Below are 15127 nucleotides of genomic sequence, written 5' to 3' on the forward strand. Positions count from 1 at the left end.
TACGCCGACGGTTCGGTGTCGCTCTTCACCTTCAAGTCCCGTGCCGACGGCGGTTTCTCGGATCCGGTGAAGTCGTGGACGACGGCGCCGGGCAACTGGTGGCCGGAGAACGTGAAGCTGGCCTCGGGTGACTTTGACGGCAACGGGCGCGACGACGTGGCGGCGTTCTACGGCTACAGCGACGGCCGGGCGGCCCTCTACACCTTCAAGTCCACCGCCACCGGCGAGTTCGGCACCCCGCTGCGCTCGTGGAACGTCCCGGAGAACTACTGGTGGGGCAAGAACGTGAAGCTGGCCTCGGGCGACTTCGACGGCGACGGCCGTGACGACGTGGCGGCGTTCTACGGCTACAGCGACGGCCGCGCCGCGCTCTACACCTTCAAGTCCCGCACCGACGGCGGCTTCTCCGACCCGGTCCGCTCGTGGAACGTTCCCGAGAAGTACTGGTGGGGCGAGAACGTGAAGCTGACCGCCGGGGACTACGACGGCGACGGCCGGGCGGACGTGGCCGCGATGTACGGCTACGAGGACGGCGGCGTCGCCCTCTTCACCTTCCTCACCGCCGCCGACGGCACGTTCTCCGACCCGGTGAAGTCGTGGACCACCGCGCCCGGCAACTGGTGGATCGAGAACGTCCAGATCGCCTCGGGCGACTACGACGGCAACGGCCGGTCCGACGTGGCCGCGTTCTACGGCTACAGCGACGGACGGGCCGCCTTCTACACCTTCAAGCCGGACACGGCGGGAAGGTTCGGCACCCCGCTGCGCTCGTGGAACGTCCCCGCGGAGTACTGGTGGGGCGACCACGTGAAGCTCGGCTGACCCGCACACCGCACCAGGGCGGCGGCACGGTCCGTGCCGCCGCCCTTCGTCACGAAACGAGACATTCCATGGGACGCAAGACCTTCCGTACGGGAGCCCGCGCCGCCCTCACGACGGCCCTGCTGCTGGGCGCGGCCGCCCTGACCCCGGCGCAGTCGGCCTCCGCCGCCTCGCTCGCCACCTGGGAGAAGGTCGCCCAGTGCGAGAGCGGCGGCAACTGGTCCATCGTCAGCTCGAACGGCCTCTACTACGGCGGCCTCCAGTTCTCCCTCAGCACCTGGCGGGCGTACGGCGGCAGCAACTACGCCACCTACCCGAACCTGGCCACCAAGAAGGAGCAGATCCTCATAGGCGAGAAGGTCCTGGCCGGTCAGGGCGAGGGTGCCTGGCCCGTCTGCGGGCCCCGCGCGGGCCTCGGCGGCGACAGGGCCGAGCCCTTCCCCGACGAGCCGACGGAACCCGTCGAGCCGGCCTGGCGCGACGACGCCGCCTCCCGGGTGAGCGCGGACTTCAACGGCGACGGCCGCGACGACAACGCCGCCTTCTACGGCTACGCCGACGGCTCGGTCGCCCTCTTCTCCTTCCTCGGCCGGAGCGACGGCGGCTTCGCCGACCCGGTCAAGTCGTGGAGCACGACCCCCGGGAACTGGACCCACCGCAGCATCAAGCCCGTGGCCGGCGACTTCAACGGCGACGGCCGGGCGGACCTGGCCGCGATGTACGACTACGCCGACGGCTCGGTGGCCCTGTTCACCTTCCTGGCCCGGCCCGACGGCGGCTTCGCCGCACCGGTGAAGTCGTGGACGACGGCGCCGGGCAACTGGTGGCCGGAGAACGTGAAGCTGGCCTCGGGCGACTTCGACGGCGACGGCCGTGACGACGTGGCCGCGTTCTACGGCTACAGCGACGGCCGGGCGGCCCTCTACACCTTCAAGTCCACCGCCACCGGCGGATTCGGTACGCCGCTGCGCTCGTGGAACGTCCCGGCGGACCACTGGTGGGGCGAGAACGTGAAGCTGGCCTCGGGCGACTTCGACGGCAACGGGCGCGACGACGTGGCCGCCTTCTACGGCTACAACGACGGCCGCGCCGCCCTCTTCACCTTCAAGTCCCGCACCGACGGCGGCTTCTCCGACCCGGTGAAGTCCTGGAACGTCCCGGAGAAGTACTGGTGGGGCGAGAACGTGAAGCTGACCGCCGGGGACTACGACGGCGACGGCCGGGCGGACGTGGCCGCGATGTACGGCTACGAGGACGGCGGCGTCGCCCTCTTCACCTTCGCCACCCGCGCCGACGGCACCTTCGGGAGCCCGGTGAAGTCGTGGACCACCGCGCCCGGCAACTGGTGGATCGAGCACGTCCAGATCGCCTCGGGCGACTACGACGGCAACGGCCGGTCCGACGTGGCCGCGTTCTACGGCTACAGCGACGGACGGGCCGCCTTCTACACCTTCAAGCCCAACGCCTCCGGCGAGTTCGGTACGCCGCTGCGCTCGTGGAACGTCCCGCAGAACTACTGGTGGGGCAGCGCCGTCACCCTCGCCTGACCCCGGGCGGGGCTCAGTGCCACGGCCCGGTCACGGCGAACGTGGTGCCCGGCGTGTAGCAGTTCACGTACATCGTGGAGCCGTCGGGGGAGAAGGTGACCCCGGCGAACTCCCCCCACTCGGGGGCGCCGGGCGCCCCGATGTCCTGGCGCCCGCGCGCGACCGGGTACACCTCGCCCTTCCGGGTCACCCCGAAGACGTGCTGCGCGCCCGCGCCGTCCTCGCAGACCATCAGGCCGCCGGTGGGCGCGAGGCAGATGTTGTCGGGGCTCTCGCCGGGCAGCCGCACGTCGGTGTCGGGGCCGAAGACCACGGCGAGGGTGAGGCTCCGCTTCCGGGGGTCGTACGTCCACACCTGCCCGAAGTGGGTGGCGCCCGAGCCGTCGGACGCGCGGGCGAAGGAGGAGACGAAGTGGACGTTCCGGCCGCCCCAGTAGCAGCCCTCCAGCTTCTGCGCGTGGGTGATGCCGCGCCGCCCGAAGTCCTGGAGGCGGATCGGCGTCCCGGCCGCGCCCGGGTCCGGCACCGGCACCCACTCGACGCGTTCGAGGACCGTCCCGGCCTCCTGGACCACCGACAGGTCGGGGACGCCCGGCACGCGCAGTGCCTCCAGGGCGCCGCCCGCGCGCAGGGAGCCGGTGCCGCCGCGCGGCCGCTCGGGCAGGAAGCGGTAGAAGAGGCCGAAGGGATGGTCGAAGGCGTCCTCCGTCTCGTAGACGATCCCGGTGGACGGGTCGACGGCGACGGCCTCGTGCGCGAAGCGGCCGAGGGCGGTGAGCGGGACGGCCCCGGTGCGGCTCGGGTCGGCCGGGTCGACCTCGAAGACGAAGCCGTGGTCCTTCTCGTACCCCTTGGTTCCGGCCGTGTCCTCGGTCTCCTCGCAGGTCAGCCAGGTGCCCCAGGGGGTGGGCCCGCCCGCGCAGTTGACGGCGGTGCCGGCGATGCCGACGTGTTCGGCGTGCACGTCGCCGTCCGCGTCGAGGGCGAGGACGGTGCAGCCGCCCTTGCCGCCCCGGTCGTAGACGAGGCCGGGGACCTGGGGGACGGGGTGGCGGGCCTCGGGGCGGTTCTCGTGGTTGCGGACGAGCCGCACCCCGCCGTCCCGGCCCGCGAAGGCGGCCATGCCGTCGCAGTGGCTGGGCACGGGCCCCTCGCCGGAGCGCAGCGGATCGCCCTCGCGGGAGAGGACCCGGTAGGAGAACCCGGCGGGGAGGTCGAGCAGACCGGCCGGGTCGGGCAGCAGCGGGCCGTAGCGGCCGCGCGGCACGGCGGCGGCGGGGCCGCCGGTGAAGAGTTCGGCCAGGGCGCCGGTGAAGGCGATCCCGACGGCGGACGCACCGCCGCGGGCCAGGAGCTGACGTCGTGTCACGGACATGGGACGGCCTTCCCGCCGGGGACAGGGGTGGACCCGCTGTACGTACCACGCGCCGGGGCGCCTGATGCGCGGGGCGGGTCCGCCCCTCCTCGAACGGCGTAAAGCCGCCGGGCCGCCGGCCCGGCCGGGGCGTCAGGCCAGTTCGGCCGTCAGGGTGATCGTGGTGCCCGCGAGCGCCTGGCTGACCGGGCAGTTCTTCTTGGCGCCCTCGGCGGCCTCCTGGAACTGGCCGGCGTCCAGGCCCGGCACCTCGCCGCGCACGGTGAGGTGGATGCCGGTGATGCCCTCGCCCGGCTGGAAGGTGACGTCGGCCTTGGTCTCCAGGCGGGTGGGCGGGGTGCCCGCGCCGGCCAGGCCGTGCGACAGGGCCATCGAGAAGCAGGCGGAGTGCGCGGCGGCGATGAGCTCCTCGGGGCTGGTCTTCCCGTTCGGCTCCTCGGAGCGGGCCGGCCACGAGACGTCGTACGAGCCGAGGCCGGAGGAGTCGAGGCTGACGACTCCGGAACCCTTGAGGAGGTCGCCCTCCCAGACGGTGTGGGCGTGACGGACGGTGGCCATGATGGCTCCCTTTCGGTGGGGTACGGCCCCGGTGGGGTACGGCTCCCCGCCGGGGGGTACGGCCCAACCTACTGGGCCACGAGCCCCTTTGCGTCCCGCGCCAGGGCGGTGAGCCGGGAGATGGCGCGGAAGTACTTCTTGCGGTATCCGCCGTTCAGCATCTCGTCGCCGAACAGCCGGTCGAAGGGGAGCCCGGAGGCGAGGACGGGTATCTCGCGGTCGTACAGCCGGTCGGCGAGGACGACGAGCCGCAGCGCGGTCGACTGGTCCGGGACCGGGCCCACGTCGGTGAGGCAGACGGCGGACAGGTCGTCGGTGAGGGCGCCGTACCGGCTCGGGTGGACCTTGGCCAGGTGTTCGAGCAGGTGCGGGAAGTCGTCCAGGGAGGCGCCGGGGGTGGCGTAGGCGGTGGAGGTGACGACCTGCTCGGAGTACGGGGCGGGGGCCTGGGGCAGACCCCGGTGGCGGTAGTCCTCGCCGTCGATCCGCAGCGGCCGGAAGTGCGCGGAGAGGCCCTGGATCTCGCGGAGGAAGTCGGCGGCGGCGAAGCGGCCCTCGCCGAGCTTGCCGGGGAGCGTGTTGGAGGTGGCGGCGAGCGCCACGCCCGACTCGACCAGCTTGCCGAGCAGGCTGGAGACGAGGACGGTGTCGCCCGGGTCGTCCAGTTCGAATTCGTCGATGCACAGGAGGCGGTGCCCGCCGAGGGTCCGGACGGTCTGCTGGAAGCCGAGCGCGCCGACCAGGTTCGTCAGCTCCACGAAGGTGCCGAACGCCTTGAGCGCGGGCTCGGCGGGGGTGGCGTGCCACAGGGAGGCGAGCAGGTGGGTCTTGCCGACGCCGTACCCGCCGTCCAGGTAGACGCCGCGCGGCCCGGTGGGGGCGGCGGGCTTCCGGGCGAACCAGCGGCGCTTGCCCGCACCGCTGGCGTGCGCCCCGCCGAGGGACTCGGCGAAGCCGGAGAGGACCTTGACGGCCTCGCTCTGGCTGGGCTGGTTCGGGTCCGGTAGGTACGTGTCGAAGCGCACCGAGTCGAAGCGCGGCGGCGGGACCATCTCGGCGACCAGACGGTCGGCGGGGACACGGGGCTCACGCTCGCAGAGCGAGGCCGGGGCCGCGGCGGCGGCTTCATTCAGGGTACGGGTCGACACAGTTCTCCACTGTATGCGCCATGTCAGACTGCGGGGATGCGACGCCTCTTCCCTGTGACGGACATGACAGCTTCCACCGCCTCTGACCAGGGGGCCGACCGGGAATGGTCCCTCCTGGAGCTGGCCGACGCCTATGCGTACCCGGAGGGGGAGGAGCTCTGGCTGCGGGCCAACATGGTCTCCTCGCTGGACGGCGCGGGCCAGCACGAGGGGCGCTCCCAGCCGCTCTCCTCCGACGCCGACATGCGGATCTTCGGCACCCTGCGGGGGCTCGCGGACGTGGTCGTGGTCGGCGCGGAGACGGTGCGCCGGGAGGGGTACCGGCCGGCCCGCGCCCGGGAGGCGTTCGCGGCCCGCCGGGCCGCCGCCGGGCAGGGCCCGGCACCGGCCGTCGCGGTCGTGACGGCCTCCCTCGGCCTGGACCTCTCGGCGCCGCTGTTCACCGAGCCGCTGGTGCCGACCCTGGTGCTGACCGGGGCCGGGGCGCCGTCCGACCGGGTGGCGGCGGCCCGGGCGGCGGGCGTCGAGGTGCTGTTCGCGGGGGAGGGCGCGGCGGTGGACCCGGCGCGGGCGGCGGCGCTGCTCGCGGAGCGGGGGCTGCGCCGCCAGCTCACCGAGGGCGGGCCCCGGCTGCTCGGCCAGTTCACGGCGGCGGGGGTGCTCGACGAGCTGTGTCTGACGCTCTCCCCGACGATGACGGCGGGCGACGCCCAGCGGATCGCGCACGGCCCCTCCGTCGAGGTTCCGACACGCTTTGGGCTGGCTTCTCTGCTGGAGCAGGACGGCTTCCTCTTCAGCCGCTACCGTCGGATCTGACAATCAGCGGAATTTGCCGTTCCGCTTAGCTGCGGCTGGGCACAATCACAGTCGCAGTCCCCGTGGGGACACGGGGAAGGATGGTTTCCGCAGAAGGGCTCCTGAGGTGTTCACAAGCGTTCTGATGATCGAGAAGCCCCTGACGTCCGTGGACGTGGAATTCGTCACCACCCTGCACGGCGACGAGGGCGTGTCCTTCATCGTGCTGATGCAGCCGCGCGGTGATCAGGCCGATGTGCTGCTGCGCGCCATCGACGACGTGGCCATGGGGGAACTCAAGGAGGCGGCCCGCGAGGGCGACGAACCGGAGGGGAAGGAGGCCCTCGGCCCGGCCGGACTGGCCCTCGAACACTCCCTCCGGGCACTGAGAGAGGCGGGCTGCGAAGCGGTCGGACAAGTGGTCGAGGAGCACCCCCTCGACAAGATGAGGTCCGTCGTCGAGGAGTCCGAGGCGGACGAGGTCATCGTCCTCACCGCCCCGCACTACGTCGAGGAGTTCTTCCACCGCGACTGGGCCTCCCGGGCCCGCCACAAGGTCGGCGTCCCCGTCCTGAAGCTCTTCGCGCACAGCGAGTAGCCGCACCGCCCCCCGGGGGACACGGCCCGCCCGTGCCCCCGGGGGCCCCGCGCGCAGCCACTACCCTGGGACCGTCACGTCGTACGCACACCCGGGGAGAGAACCGCATGGCACCCGCCATCCCTGCCGCCATGGAACGGCCGCACTTCATCGGCATCGGCGGTGCCGGAATGTCGGGCATCGCGAAGATCCTCGCCCAGCGCGGCGCCAAGGTGGCGGGCAGCGACGCCAAGGACTCCCCGACCGCCGAGGCGCTGCGCGCCCACGGCGTCACCGTCCACCTCGGCCACGCCGCCGAGCACCTCGCCGACGACGCCTCCGCCGTCGTCGTCTCCAGCGCCATCCGCGCCGACAACCCCGAGCTGGCCCGCGCCGCCGAGCTGGGCATCCCCGTCGTGCACCGCTCCGACGCGCTCGCCTCCCTCATGGACGGCCTGGCGTCGATCGCCGTCGCCGGCACCCACGGCAAGACGACGACCACCTCGATGCTGGCCGTCGCCCTCACCGAGCTGGGCCTCGACCCGTCCTACGCGATCGGCGGCGACCTCGCGGGCCCCGGCACCAACGCCCGGCACGGCGACGGCCAGGTCTTCGTCGCCGAGGCCGACGAGAGCGACCGCAGCTTCCAGAAGTACGACCCCCAGGTCGCGATCGTCCTCAACGTCGAGCTCGACCACCACGCCAACTACGCCTCCATGGACGAGATCTACGAGTCCTTCGAGAAGTTCGCCGCGAAGATCCGCCCCGGCGGCGCCCTCGTCGTCGGCGAGCACCCCGGCGCCCGCGAGCTCGCCGCCCGGGTCTCCGGGAGCAGGGACCTGATGATCACCACGGTCGGCGAGGCCGAGACCTCCGACGTGTGGATCCGCCGCATCACGCCCAAGGGCATGACCAGCGAGGTCTGCGTGGTGATGGACGGCGTCGAGCACGTCTTCACCGTCTCCGTCCCCGGCCGCCACTACGCGCACAACGCCGCCGCCGCGCTCGCCGCCGGCGCCCACGCGGGCCTCGACCCGGCCGCCCTCGCCCAGGCCCTCACCGCCTACACCGGCGTCGGCCGCCGCCTCCAGCCCAAGGGCGAGGCCGGGGGCGTCCGGGTCATCGACTCGTACGCGCACCACCCCACCGAGATGACCGCCGACCTGGAGGCCATGCGCGGCGCCGTCGGCGACGCCCGCCTCCTCGTCGTCTTCCAGCCGCACCTCTTCTCCCGCACCCAGGAGCTGGGCAAGGAGATGGGCGACGCCCTCGCCCTCGCGGACGCCTCCGTCGTCCTCGACATCTACCCGGCCCGCGAGGACCCGATCCCCGGCGTCACCAGCGAGCTGATCCTCGACGCGGCGCGCGCCGCGGGCGCCGACGCGACCCCCGTCCACGACAAGGACGCCGTCGCCGGAGTGATCGCGGGAATGGTCCGCCCCGGCGACTTCGTTCTGACCATGGGCGCGGGCGACGTCACGGACCTCGGTCCGCGGATCCTCGCCCGCCTGACCGACTGAGGGAGTGGAGCGAACGATGGCGTACGAGGTCGAGAAGCCCGACGAGGAGTGGCAGGCCCAGCTGACCCCGTCGGAGTACCAGGTGCTCCGGCTGGCCGGGACCGAGCCCGCCTTCCGGGGCGAGTACACCGACACGAAGACGAAGGGCGTCTACTCCTGCCGCGCCTGCGGGGCGGACCTCTTCACCTCGAACGAGAAGTTCGAGTCCCACTGCGGTTGGCCGTCCTTCTACGACCCGAAGGACAGCGAGGCCGTCGAGCTGGTCGCGGACACCTCCCACGGCATGGTCCGCACCGAGGTCCGCTGCGCCCGCTGCGGCTCGCACCTGGGCCACGTCTTCGAGGGCGAGGGCTACCCCACGCCGACGGACCAGCGGTACTGCATCAACTCCCTCTCGCTGCGGCTGGAGCCGTCGGAGGACTGACGGGACGGGGGCCCGCCCTACTCCGCCGCCGGGTGCGCGTAGCAGTGCACGGCCACGGTGCCGTGCGGCCCCCACTCCTGCGCGACGGTGGCCAGCCGCCGCCAGCCGAGCCGCTCGTAGAGGGCGACCGCCGCGCCGTCGTGCGCGGCCACGTCCAGCACCGGCTGGAGGCCGCGGGTCCGGGCCTCCGCGACGGCCTCGGCGAGCAGCAGCGCGCCGAGGCCGTGGCCGCGCGCCGAGGGGGACACGTACAGCCGGTTCACCATGACGGCCGGGGCCGCCCCCGGCCGCCCGGCCCACACCCCGGGCGCCCCCTCGCCGGGCCGGGGCCCGGCCAGCCCCACGTGCCCGGCGGGCCGCCCGTCCAGCTCGGCCACCCACGCGCCCACGGTCGTCGGCGGCGTGATCCAGGCGGCCGGGCGCTCGGGCCAGCTCACCGGATAGCCGTCGTGCTCGTGCACCTCCCGCAGCAGCCGCACACAGGCGTCCAGGTCGTCGTCGGTCCGCCGCCGGACGGTGGGGTTCGCGTGCTCGCTCGTCATCGGGGCATCGAAGCACACGGGAAAGTGGCCCACTCCGGCAGGTGCGAAGTTGCCCACCCGGGTGGGCTGCCCGACCGGAAGACTGCCCGCATGACGACCGAGGACACGCCCCGTACGCACGCCCCCGCCCGCACCCGGGTGGACTTCTGGTTCGACCCCGCCTGCCCCTTCGCCTGGATCACCTCCCGCTGGATCCTGGAGGTGGAACGGCTCCGGGAGATCGACCTCCGCTTCCACGTGATGAGCCTCTACCTCCACAACGAGGGCAACGAACTGCCCGACTGGTACCGGGACCTGGTGGACCGCTCGCTCGGCCCGGTGCGGGTGGCGACGGCGGCCGCCGCGCGCCACGGCGACGGGGTCCTGCGCGATCTCTACACCGCGTACGGCACCCGTCTGCACCCGGGCGGGGAGAAGGACTTCGACCGGGCCACCGCCGAGGTCCTGGCCGAACTGGGCCTCCCCGCCGACCTGGCCGACGCGGCCCGCACCGACGCCCACGACGAGGCGCTCCGCCGCGGCCACGCCGCCGGTGCGGACCCGGCCACCGGCGGCTACGTCGGCACCCCCACCCTCCACCTCGACGGCGTCCCCTTCTTCGGCCCCGTCCTCGGCGCGGTCCCGCGCGGCGAGGAGGCCGCCGAACTCTTCGACGCGGTACGCCTCCTGGCCCACCACCCCCACTTCTTCGAACTGAAGCGCGAACGGACCGGGGCTCTCGTCTTCGACTAGACCCCGGGCCCGCCCCCGGGTGGCTAGCATGCGAACGGTCCGCCGAATGATCATTCGACGGAGGAAGGGGCGTTCGACATGGCCAGGGGTGGGGACCAGGACGGTTCGCCGGTGCCGGACGAGGAGTGGGAGCGGTTCCTCCGGGAGTCGGTGGAGGGCGTGGCCGACGCCCCGGTGGAGCCGTCGGCACGGGCCCGCGAGCGGAAGGCCGCGCCGCCGGTCCCGCCGGAGGGATGGCGCACGCCCGCCGCGCCGGTCCGGCGCGCCCGGCGCGGCACCGGCTGGTACGTGGCCGGGTTCGTGGCGGCCGTCGCGCTGCTGGCCGTGGCGCTGTTCCCGCAGTGGATCGTCGGCCGGTTCGGCGGGGACGACGGCGGCGGGGCGCCGCTCGCGGCCGAGTCGGAGCGTCCGACCGGGGCGCCCGCGGCCGGGGCGGACCAGCGGCCGACGCGGGCCGAGCCGTTCCGGGGCTCGCCCGCCGCGCGCTGGGCGGACGGGGCGGCCGGGATCACGGTCCCGGCGGCGAAGGCCACCGGCTGGATGGATGCCGCGCAGGTCGGCCGGGCCCTGGAGAGCAGCCGGGACTTCCTGGCCGCCGCGGGACTGGACCGGGGCGTGCTGGCCGGCGGGCACCCCACCCGGGCCGTCGCGCTCCTGAACCCGCACCAGAAGGACGTCCGGGAATACCTGCGGGCGGCGCTCTCGGGCGGGAAGGTCACGCCCTCGACGGATCCGCTGCTGCTGTTCAGCCGCTTCCGCCCGGACCGGGCGCGGCCGGCCGGCGACGTGGTGAAGACGCGCGGGCGGCTCACGTACCGGGAGGGGAAGCGGGGCGCGGTCGAGGTGACGGCGGACGTCACCTTCGTCTACCCCGTGGTCCCGGCGGCCGACGACGGCCCGGACGCCGAGGTGGTGCGGACGATCGTGCGCCGCGAGATCGTGCTGAGCTGGGACGATCCGGAGAAGGTCGTCACCGAGCCGGGCACCGCCTCCCTCGTCTCGTACGCCTCCGACCGGACGAACGGCGGCTGCGGCGACCCGACCGGCTACTTCGAGCCGCCCTTCGGGGAGGCCGGTGCGGGGCCCGCCGACGGGCGCCCGGAGGTCGATCCGTACGGCCGTACGGCTCCGATCGCGCCGAACGGCGGAGCGCGGACCGGTGACTGCGCGGCGGCCTCCCGCTCCTGACCCCGAAGGAGTGTCCATGACGTGGAAAGCCCGGTGGGAGGGCCGGTGACCGGCCTAGCATCGGGAACCTGTCGATGATCATGGGGGTGTGGGGACATGACGGACGCGGACGGTACGGCGGTGCGGGTCGCGGCGGCCTACCGGGCGTCGCGGGAGGTGCCCCGGGAGGGGCTGGCCGCCTGGCGCGCGGTGGTCGCGGAGGAGGCGGCGCCGGGACCCGGCCGGGTGCTGCTCGACGTGGGCGCGGGGACGGGGGCGTTCGCCTCGGCGTTCCACGACTGGTTCGGGGCGCGGGTCCTCGCGGTCGAACCGGACGGCGCCATGCGGGCGTTGATCCCGGCCGTGCCCGGCGGGGTGGTGCCGCTGGGCGGCCGGGCGGAGCGGCTGCCGCTGGCGGACGCGAGCGCGGACGCGGCCTGGCTGGGTTCGGTGGTGCACCACATCGGCGATCTGGCGGCGGCGGCCCGGGAGTTGCGCCGCGTCCTGCGCCCCGGGGCGCCGGTCCTCATCCGCAACACCTTCCCCGGGCGCTGCGCCGACGACCTGCGGGTCCGCTTCTTCCCGGAGACGGCCCGCAGCGTCGACGGCTACCCGAGCGTGGACGAGGTCTGTACGGCCTTCGGCGCGGCGGGCTTCCGCCGCACGGGCCTGCACTCCCTCCCGCAGCGCTCCGCCCCCACCCTCGCCGCCTACGCCGCGGGCCTGAACCGCGAGGCCGACTCCGAACTCCGCGCCCTGACCGACCCCGAATACACCGCGGGCCTCACCCGCCTCCACGCCGCGGCCGCGGAGGCCCCCCACGCGTCGGCGGTCAGCTGGATGGACCTCCTGGTCCTGCGCTGACGCCCGGTCAGACCGGTGGCAGGAGGTCGCTTTCGCTGAGGGTGTGGGGGAGGGGCGGGTAGGTGAACGTCGTTTCCCGGTTCTCGCGGCGGCGCAGGGCGTAGAGCTCCTGCCGCTGGTCCTCGTCGGCGAGGACGAGGCGGGTGCCGTCCGGGAGGAGCGGGCCGTCGGGGACGTACCGGAGGCGGGTCTTCGACGTGCGGAAGGTGATGCCCAGCCAGGGGTTCTCCGGTGCGCCCGCGCGCCTGTCCAGGACGATGCGGTGCCGGAGGAGGCGGTTGGCGGTGAGGGGGAAGGCGACCACCCCGTGGTGGGGGAGGGGGAGCGCGAAGGGCTCGCCGCCGGAACCGTCGGCGGTGTCCTTCGGTTCGAAGCGCAGGGTGCGTCCGGCGGGCGCGTCCGGGTTCTCGTAGCAGGAGAAGACCGCGATGTACGAGCCTTCGGCCAGGTCCTGGGCCTGGTCGGAGTGGGCGCCCATGGTGGCGTACGCGTCGGTGTACCGCTCCGCCAGCGCGTTGTCGAAGTCCGCCGGGAGGTGCGCGGCGGCCCGGACGCGCCGCGCGAGCCGTTCGTGGACGGGGCGGAAGCGCTGCGCCGGGGTGCCGTACCGGGTGGTGGTGCGGACGAGGGGCACGGCGCCGGTCGCGTCGGGCCGGGTGAGGACGGCGCCCCGCCGCCCCCTGCCCACGTCCTCCCAGCGGACGGCGGCGGCCAGTTCGGCGTAGAGGTCCTCGCCGGGGAGGCGCGGCAGGTCGCGGGCGAGGACCTCCCGCCGGGGGTCAGGGGCGGGGCGCACGGTAGTCTCCCGCGTTCATGCTGAAGGGGAACCTCTCGCCGTAGTCGACGAAGCCCGTGGTCCGGTTCTCCTCGGCGTACAGCGCGCGGAGTTCCGCCATGCCGGTCTCGGTGGGCGGTTCGAGCCGGACGCGGCCGCCGGGCCGGTCGAGGTAGGTGTGCCCGTCCTCGTGGACGGCTTCGGCGGCCGAGCAGCGCACGACGTAGCCCAGGCGGGTGGGGAGGACGGCGGCGTCCAGCGCGGAGGGCCGGACCTCGTGCGTGTAGAGGCGGTTGGTGGACAGCGGCATGAAGAAGACGGAGCCGGGATACAGGGTGACCTCGAAGCGCTCGGGACCCGTGGTGTGCTGTTCCTTGCGGCGGAAGCGGAGGACGGTCAGTCCGCTGGTGCCCCTCAGGCCCAGGCCGAAGGGGTCTTCGGGCTGGGCCTCCAGGAGCCCCGGGCCGTCGTAGAAGGTGCAGAAGGCCATGATGCCGCCGGCCGGCATGTCCTTGGTCTTGTCGGCGTGCGACGCGATCCGCGCCTTCGTCTGCCGCCGCTCCTCGGTGGCGCGGGTGTTGTGGTAGGTCTGCGCGAGGACGTGGTTGAGCGGGGCGTGGTCCCGGAAGAGGGTGTCGGCCTCGCGTGCGACGGCGCCGACGATCTCGGCGTCGGTGGGGCGGAAGCCCTCGGTGGGGCCCGAGAGGTTGGTGGAGCACCGCAGGAGGCGGAAGCGGAGCGCGTCGCCGTCGCGGGTGACGGGCGTCAGGTAGACGCCGCTGCGGTGGGCGGTGCCCGGCTTGGTGGACTCGGTCAGCGACTGGAAGGCGTGTTCGGCGCGGATCCGCTGGAAGTGGCCGTCCTCGGGGGCGAAGAAGCGCCGGTAGTGGACGCCGGCGCCGTGGACGCGGAGGGGGACCCGGCCGGAGCCGATCGTGGTCCACGGCGCGGCGGGGTCCTCGCGGAGGCCGGGGCACAGGTCGCGCACGGCGAGGACGCGCGCCGCGGTGCGGAGCCGGTCCGCCGGGACCGCGTGCGGGTCGCCGCACAGGTAGACGGTGCGGGGCGCGTCGGCGGCCGGGGCGGCGGCGAACTCCTCCGGGGTGACGACGGCGCCGAAGAAGCCGCGGACCGTCTCGTGGTCCCGCAGTCCGGGCGGGGCGACGAGCACGTTCCCGGTCTCGTCGAGCCGGGCCTCCACGGGTCGTGTCGTGAGCATCGGACGGTTCCCTTCCTCTGTGGGGACGGGGCGGGGACGGGGGACACGGCAGCGGTCCGCCCCTTCCCGTCCGCGCGGCGGGGCGCGGGCGGGAAGGGGCGGACCGCTGGACGCCCGATGCTCTCACGGGGTCCGGTGCCGGGCAACGGAGTTCGGCGGCTGCCGCCGGGGGCCTCCGCGCGCCCGCCGACCGGGGCGGGGGCGCGCCGGAGACGGGGCCCGCGCGGGTCAGCTCTGGGTGATGTCGGCCTGCTTCATGGAGGCGGTGGCGTCGGCGACGTTGTCGCGGTAGAGGCCGAGCTTCGGGACGGCGACGCGGGCACCGGCGCCGATCGCGAAGTTGCGGGTGTCGGCGTTCGGCATGTGGGAGGGGCTGACGAGGACGTTGATCTCGTCGACCTTCTTGCCGGTGCCGCCGGCCTTCCCGGCGAGGTCGAGCACCGCGTACGCCTTCGTGCCGGCCAGCAGGGCGTGGTCGGGGCCGCCGATGCCGCTGGGGACCAGCGGGTGGATGTTGCCGCTGCGGTCGGCGGAGGTCGACAGGCCGAGGTCGACGGCGGGCAGCAGGTCGAGGCCGCAGGCGGTCGCGCCCTTGTTGGTGACCTCGATGACCCGCAGGGAGCCGCCGCCCTGACGGACGTTCACCGTCAGGTTCGTCATGGCGCAGGGGTGCTTGTACGCGTACTCCTCGGTGTTCTTCGAGGAGTTGCCGGCCTTGGCGGTGCCGCTGCCCTTGCTCGTGCCGGAACCGGTGCCGGTGCCGGAGCCCGTGCCGGTGCTCGCGCCGGTGCCGCCGGTCGTCTTCTGGGCGGCCTTGGCGGGGGCGGGCGTCGTGACGGGGGTCTCGGAGGAGCCGCCGGACTGCGCCGCCGCGCCGCCGGTGGTGGCGGGCGCGCTCGCGTCGGCCTGCTGACCGGCGGCCGGGGTGGTGGCCTGGCCCGCCGGGGCCGGGGCGGCCTTGTCGCTGCCGTTGCAGGCGGTCAGGCCCAGGGCCAGGACGGCGGTGGTGGCGGCGAGCAGGGCACGGTGCTGGGTGCGGACGCGCATGACGACTCCAGGGGG

The 15127-nt window shown here is 74.1% G+C and carries 16 protein-coding genes; 9 read left to right on the top strand and 7 right to left on the bottom strand.

The genetic code is table 11. From position 1 onward, the window contains the following. Nucleotides 1-822: FG-GAP-like repeat-containing protein (locus tag IE219_RS30020; RefSeq protein WP_189983241.1), on the top strand; the 822-nt coding region annotated here is incomplete at its 5' end. 68 nt (nucleotides 823-890) lie between these two features. Then, nucleotides 891-2369 (top strand): FG-GAP-like repeat-containing protein, encoded by a 1479-nt coding sequence (locus tag IE219_RS30025; RefSeq protein WP_308434057.1) that lies wholly within the window; start codon nucleotides 891-893, stop codon nucleotides 2367-2369. Nucleotides 2370-2382: 13 nt separating this feature from the next. On the opposite strand, the gene IE219_RS30030 is transcribed toward IE219_RS30025, so the two are convergent. The 3 genes from IE219_RS30030 to zapE all read right to left on the bottom strand — a co-directional run bounded on the left by IE219_RS30030 (nucleotide 2383) and on the right by zapE (nucleotide 5450). Then, on the bottom strand, nucleotides 2383-3744 hold the full coding sequence (locus IE219_RS30030) for an alkaline phosphatase PhoX (protein WP_189983243.1): 1362 nt from the start codon (nucleotides 3742-3744) through the stop codon (nucleotides 2383-2385). A 132-nt stretch (nucleotides 3745-3876) separates the two neighbouring features. After that, nucleotides 3877-4302, bottom strand: coding sequence for an OsmC family protein (locus tag IE219_RS30035; RefSeq protein WP_189983245.1), 426 nt, complete (start codon nucleotides 4300-4302; stop codon nucleotides 3877-3879). Between the two features lie 68 nt (nucleotides 4303-4370). After that, nucleotides 4371-5450, bottom strand: coding sequence for a cell division protein ZapE (gene zapE / locus IE219_RS30040; RefSeq protein ID WP_189983246.1), 1080 nt, complete (start codon nucleotides 5448-5450; stop codon nucleotides 4371-4373). 36 nt (nucleotides 5451-5486) lie between these two features. Here zapE and IE219_RS30045 point away from each other — a divergent pair, with 36 nt between their 5' ends. From IE219_RS30045 to msrB, 4 genes are all read left to right on the top strand, one after another. Continuing rightward, nucleotides 5487-6266 (top strand): pyrimidine reductase family protein, encoded by a 780-nt coding sequence (locus tag IE219_RS30045; protein ID WP_189983248.1) that lies wholly within the window; start codon nucleotides 5487-5489, stop codon nucleotides 6264-6266. Between the two features lie 106 nt (nucleotides 6267-6372). After that, nucleotides 6373-6843 (top strand): indole-3-glycerol phosphate synthase, encoded by a 471-nt coding sequence (locus IE219_RS30050; protein WP_189983250.1) that lies wholly within the window; start codon nucleotides 6373-6375, stop codon nucleotides 6841-6843. Between the two features lie 107 nt (nucleotides 6844-6950). Further along, on the top strand, nucleotides 6951-8342 hold the full coding sequence (murC, locus tag IE219_RS30055) for a UDP-N-acetylmuramate--L-alanine ligase (RefSeq protein ID WP_189983252.1): 1392 nt from the start codon (nucleotides 6951-6953) through the stop codon (nucleotides 8340-8342). Nucleotides 8343-8358: 16 nt separating this feature from the next. Next, a complete protein-coding gene (gene msrB / locus IE219_RS30060) occupies nucleotides 8359-8766 on the top strand; it encodes a peptide-methionine (R)-S-oxide reductase MsrB (RefSeq protein ID WP_189983254.1) in 408 nt (135 codons plus the stop codon). A gap of 17 nt (nucleotides 8767-8783) precedes the next feature. On the opposite strand, the gene IE219_RS30065 is transcribed toward msrB, so the two are convergent. Beyond that, the gene (locus IE219_RS30065; protein ID WP_189983256.1) at nucleotides 8784-9308 is read right to left on the bottom strand and encodes a GNAT family N-acetyltransferase; all 525 of its coding nucleotides are present in this window, start codon (nucleotides 9306-9308) and stop codon (nucleotides 8784-8786) included. Nucleotides 9309-9398: 90 nt separating this feature from the next. On the opposite strand from IE219_RS30065, the gene IE219_RS30070 reads away from it, so the two are divergent. The 3 genes from IE219_RS30070 to IE219_RS30080 all read left to right on the top strand — a co-directional run bounded on the left by IE219_RS30070 (nucleotide 9399) and on the right by IE219_RS30080 (nucleotide 12071). After that, nucleotides 9399-10040 carry a mycothiol-dependent nitroreductase Rv2466c family protein gene (locus IE219_RS30070; RefSeq protein ID WP_189983258.1) on the top strand — a complete coding sequence of 214 codons (642 nt, stop codon included), beginning with the start codon at nucleotides 9399-9401 and terminating at the stop codon, nucleotides 10038-10040. A 78-nt stretch (nucleotides 10041-10118) separates the two neighbouring features. Continuing rightward, nucleotides 10119-11228 carry a hypothetical protein gene (locus IE219_RS30075; RefSeq protein ID WP_189983261.1) on the top strand — a complete coding sequence of 370 codons (1110 nt, stop codon included), beginning with the start codon at nucleotides 10119-10121 and terminating at the stop codon, nucleotides 11226-11228. 96 nt (nucleotides 11229-11324) lie between these two features. Beyond that, complete coding sequence (locus tag IE219_RS30080) at nucleotides 11325-12071, top strand: class I SAM-dependent methyltransferase (RefSeq protein ID WP_189983262.1); 747 nt, start codon at nucleotides 11325-11327, stop codon at nucleotides 12069-12071. Nucleotides 12072-12078: 7 nt separating this feature from the next. Here IE219_RS30080 and IE219_RS30085 read toward each other — a convergent pair whose 3' ends face one another. The 3 genes from IE219_RS30085 to IE219_RS30095 all read right to left on the bottom strand — a co-directional run bounded on the left by IE219_RS30085 (nucleotide 12079) and on the right by IE219_RS30095 (nucleotide 15112). Beyond that, the gene (locus IE219_RS30085; protein ID WP_229850214.1) at nucleotides 12079-12867 is read right to left on the bottom strand and encodes a hypothetical protein; all 789 of its coding nucleotides are present in this window, start codon (nucleotides 12865-12867) and stop codon (nucleotides 12079-12081) included. Next, a complete protein-coding gene (locus tag IE219_RS30090; protein ID WP_189983264.1) occupies nucleotides 12851-14065 on the bottom strand; it encodes a hypothetical protein in 1215 nt (404 codons plus the stop codon). Before IE219_RS30090 ends, IE219_RS30085 begins: the two co-directional genes overlap by 17 nt. Nucleotides 14066-14293: 228 nt before the next feature. Then, nucleotides 14294-15112, bottom strand: a complete 819-nt coding sequence (locus tag IE219_RS30095; protein ID WP_189983266.1) for a DUF4232 domain-containing protein — start codon at nucleotides 15110-15112, stop codon at nucleotides 14294-14296. Nucleotides 15113-15127 lie beyond the last annotated feature (15 nt).

It is taken from the genome of Streptomyces termitum, assembly GCF_014650175.1.
Classification (GTDB): domain Bacteria; phylum Actinomycetota; class Actinomycetes; order Streptomycetales; family Streptomycetaceae; genus Streptomyces; species Streptomyces termitum.

Coding starts and splice junctions, on each gene's coding strand:
- IE219_RS30070 (WP_189983258.1), top strand. CDS start 9,399: ATGACGACCGAGGACACGCCCCGTACGCACGCCCCCGCCCGCACCCGG.
- IE219_RS30025 (WP_308434057.1), top strand. CDS start 891: ATGGGACGCAAGACCTTCCGTACGGGAGCCCGCGCCGCCCTCACGACG.
- IE219_RS30065 (WP_189983256.1), bottom strand. CDS start 9,308: ATGACGAGCGAGCACGCGAACCCCACCGTCCGGCGGCGGACCGACGAC.
- msrB (WP_189983254.1), top strand. CDS start 8,359: ATGGCGTACGAGGTCGAGAAGCCCGACGAGGAGTGGCAGGCCCAGCTG.
- murC (WP_189983252.1), top strand. CDS start 6,951: ATGGCACCCGCCATCCCTGCCGCCATGGAACGGCCGCACTTCATCGGC.
- IE219_RS30045 (WP_189983248.1), top strand. CDS start 5,487: ATGCGACGCCTCTTCCCTGTGACGGACATGACAGCTTCCACCGCCTCT.
- IE219_RS30075 (WP_189983261.1), top strand. CDS start 10,119: ATGGCCAGGGGTGGGGACCAGGACGGTTCGCCGGTGCCGGACGAGGAG.
- IE219_RS30090 (WP_189983264.1), bottom strand. CDS start 14,065: ATGCTCACGACACGACCCGTGGAGGCCCGGCTCGACGAGACCGGGAAC.
- IE219_RS30095 (WP_189983266.1), bottom strand. CDS start 15,112: ATGCGCGTCCGCACCCAGCACCGTGCCCTGCTCGCCGCCACCACCGCC.
- IE219_RS30030 (WP_189983243.1), bottom strand. CDS start 3,744: ATGTCCGTGACACGACGTCAGCTCCTGGCCCGCGGCGGTGCGTCCGCC.
- IE219_RS30080 (WP_189983262.1), top strand. CDS start 11,325: ATGACGGACGCGGACGGTACGGCGGTGCGGGTCGCGGCGGCCTACCGG.
- IE219_RS30035 (WP_189983245.1), bottom strand. CDS start 4,302: ATGGCCACCGTCCGTCACGCCCACACCGTCTGGGAGGGCGACCTCCTC.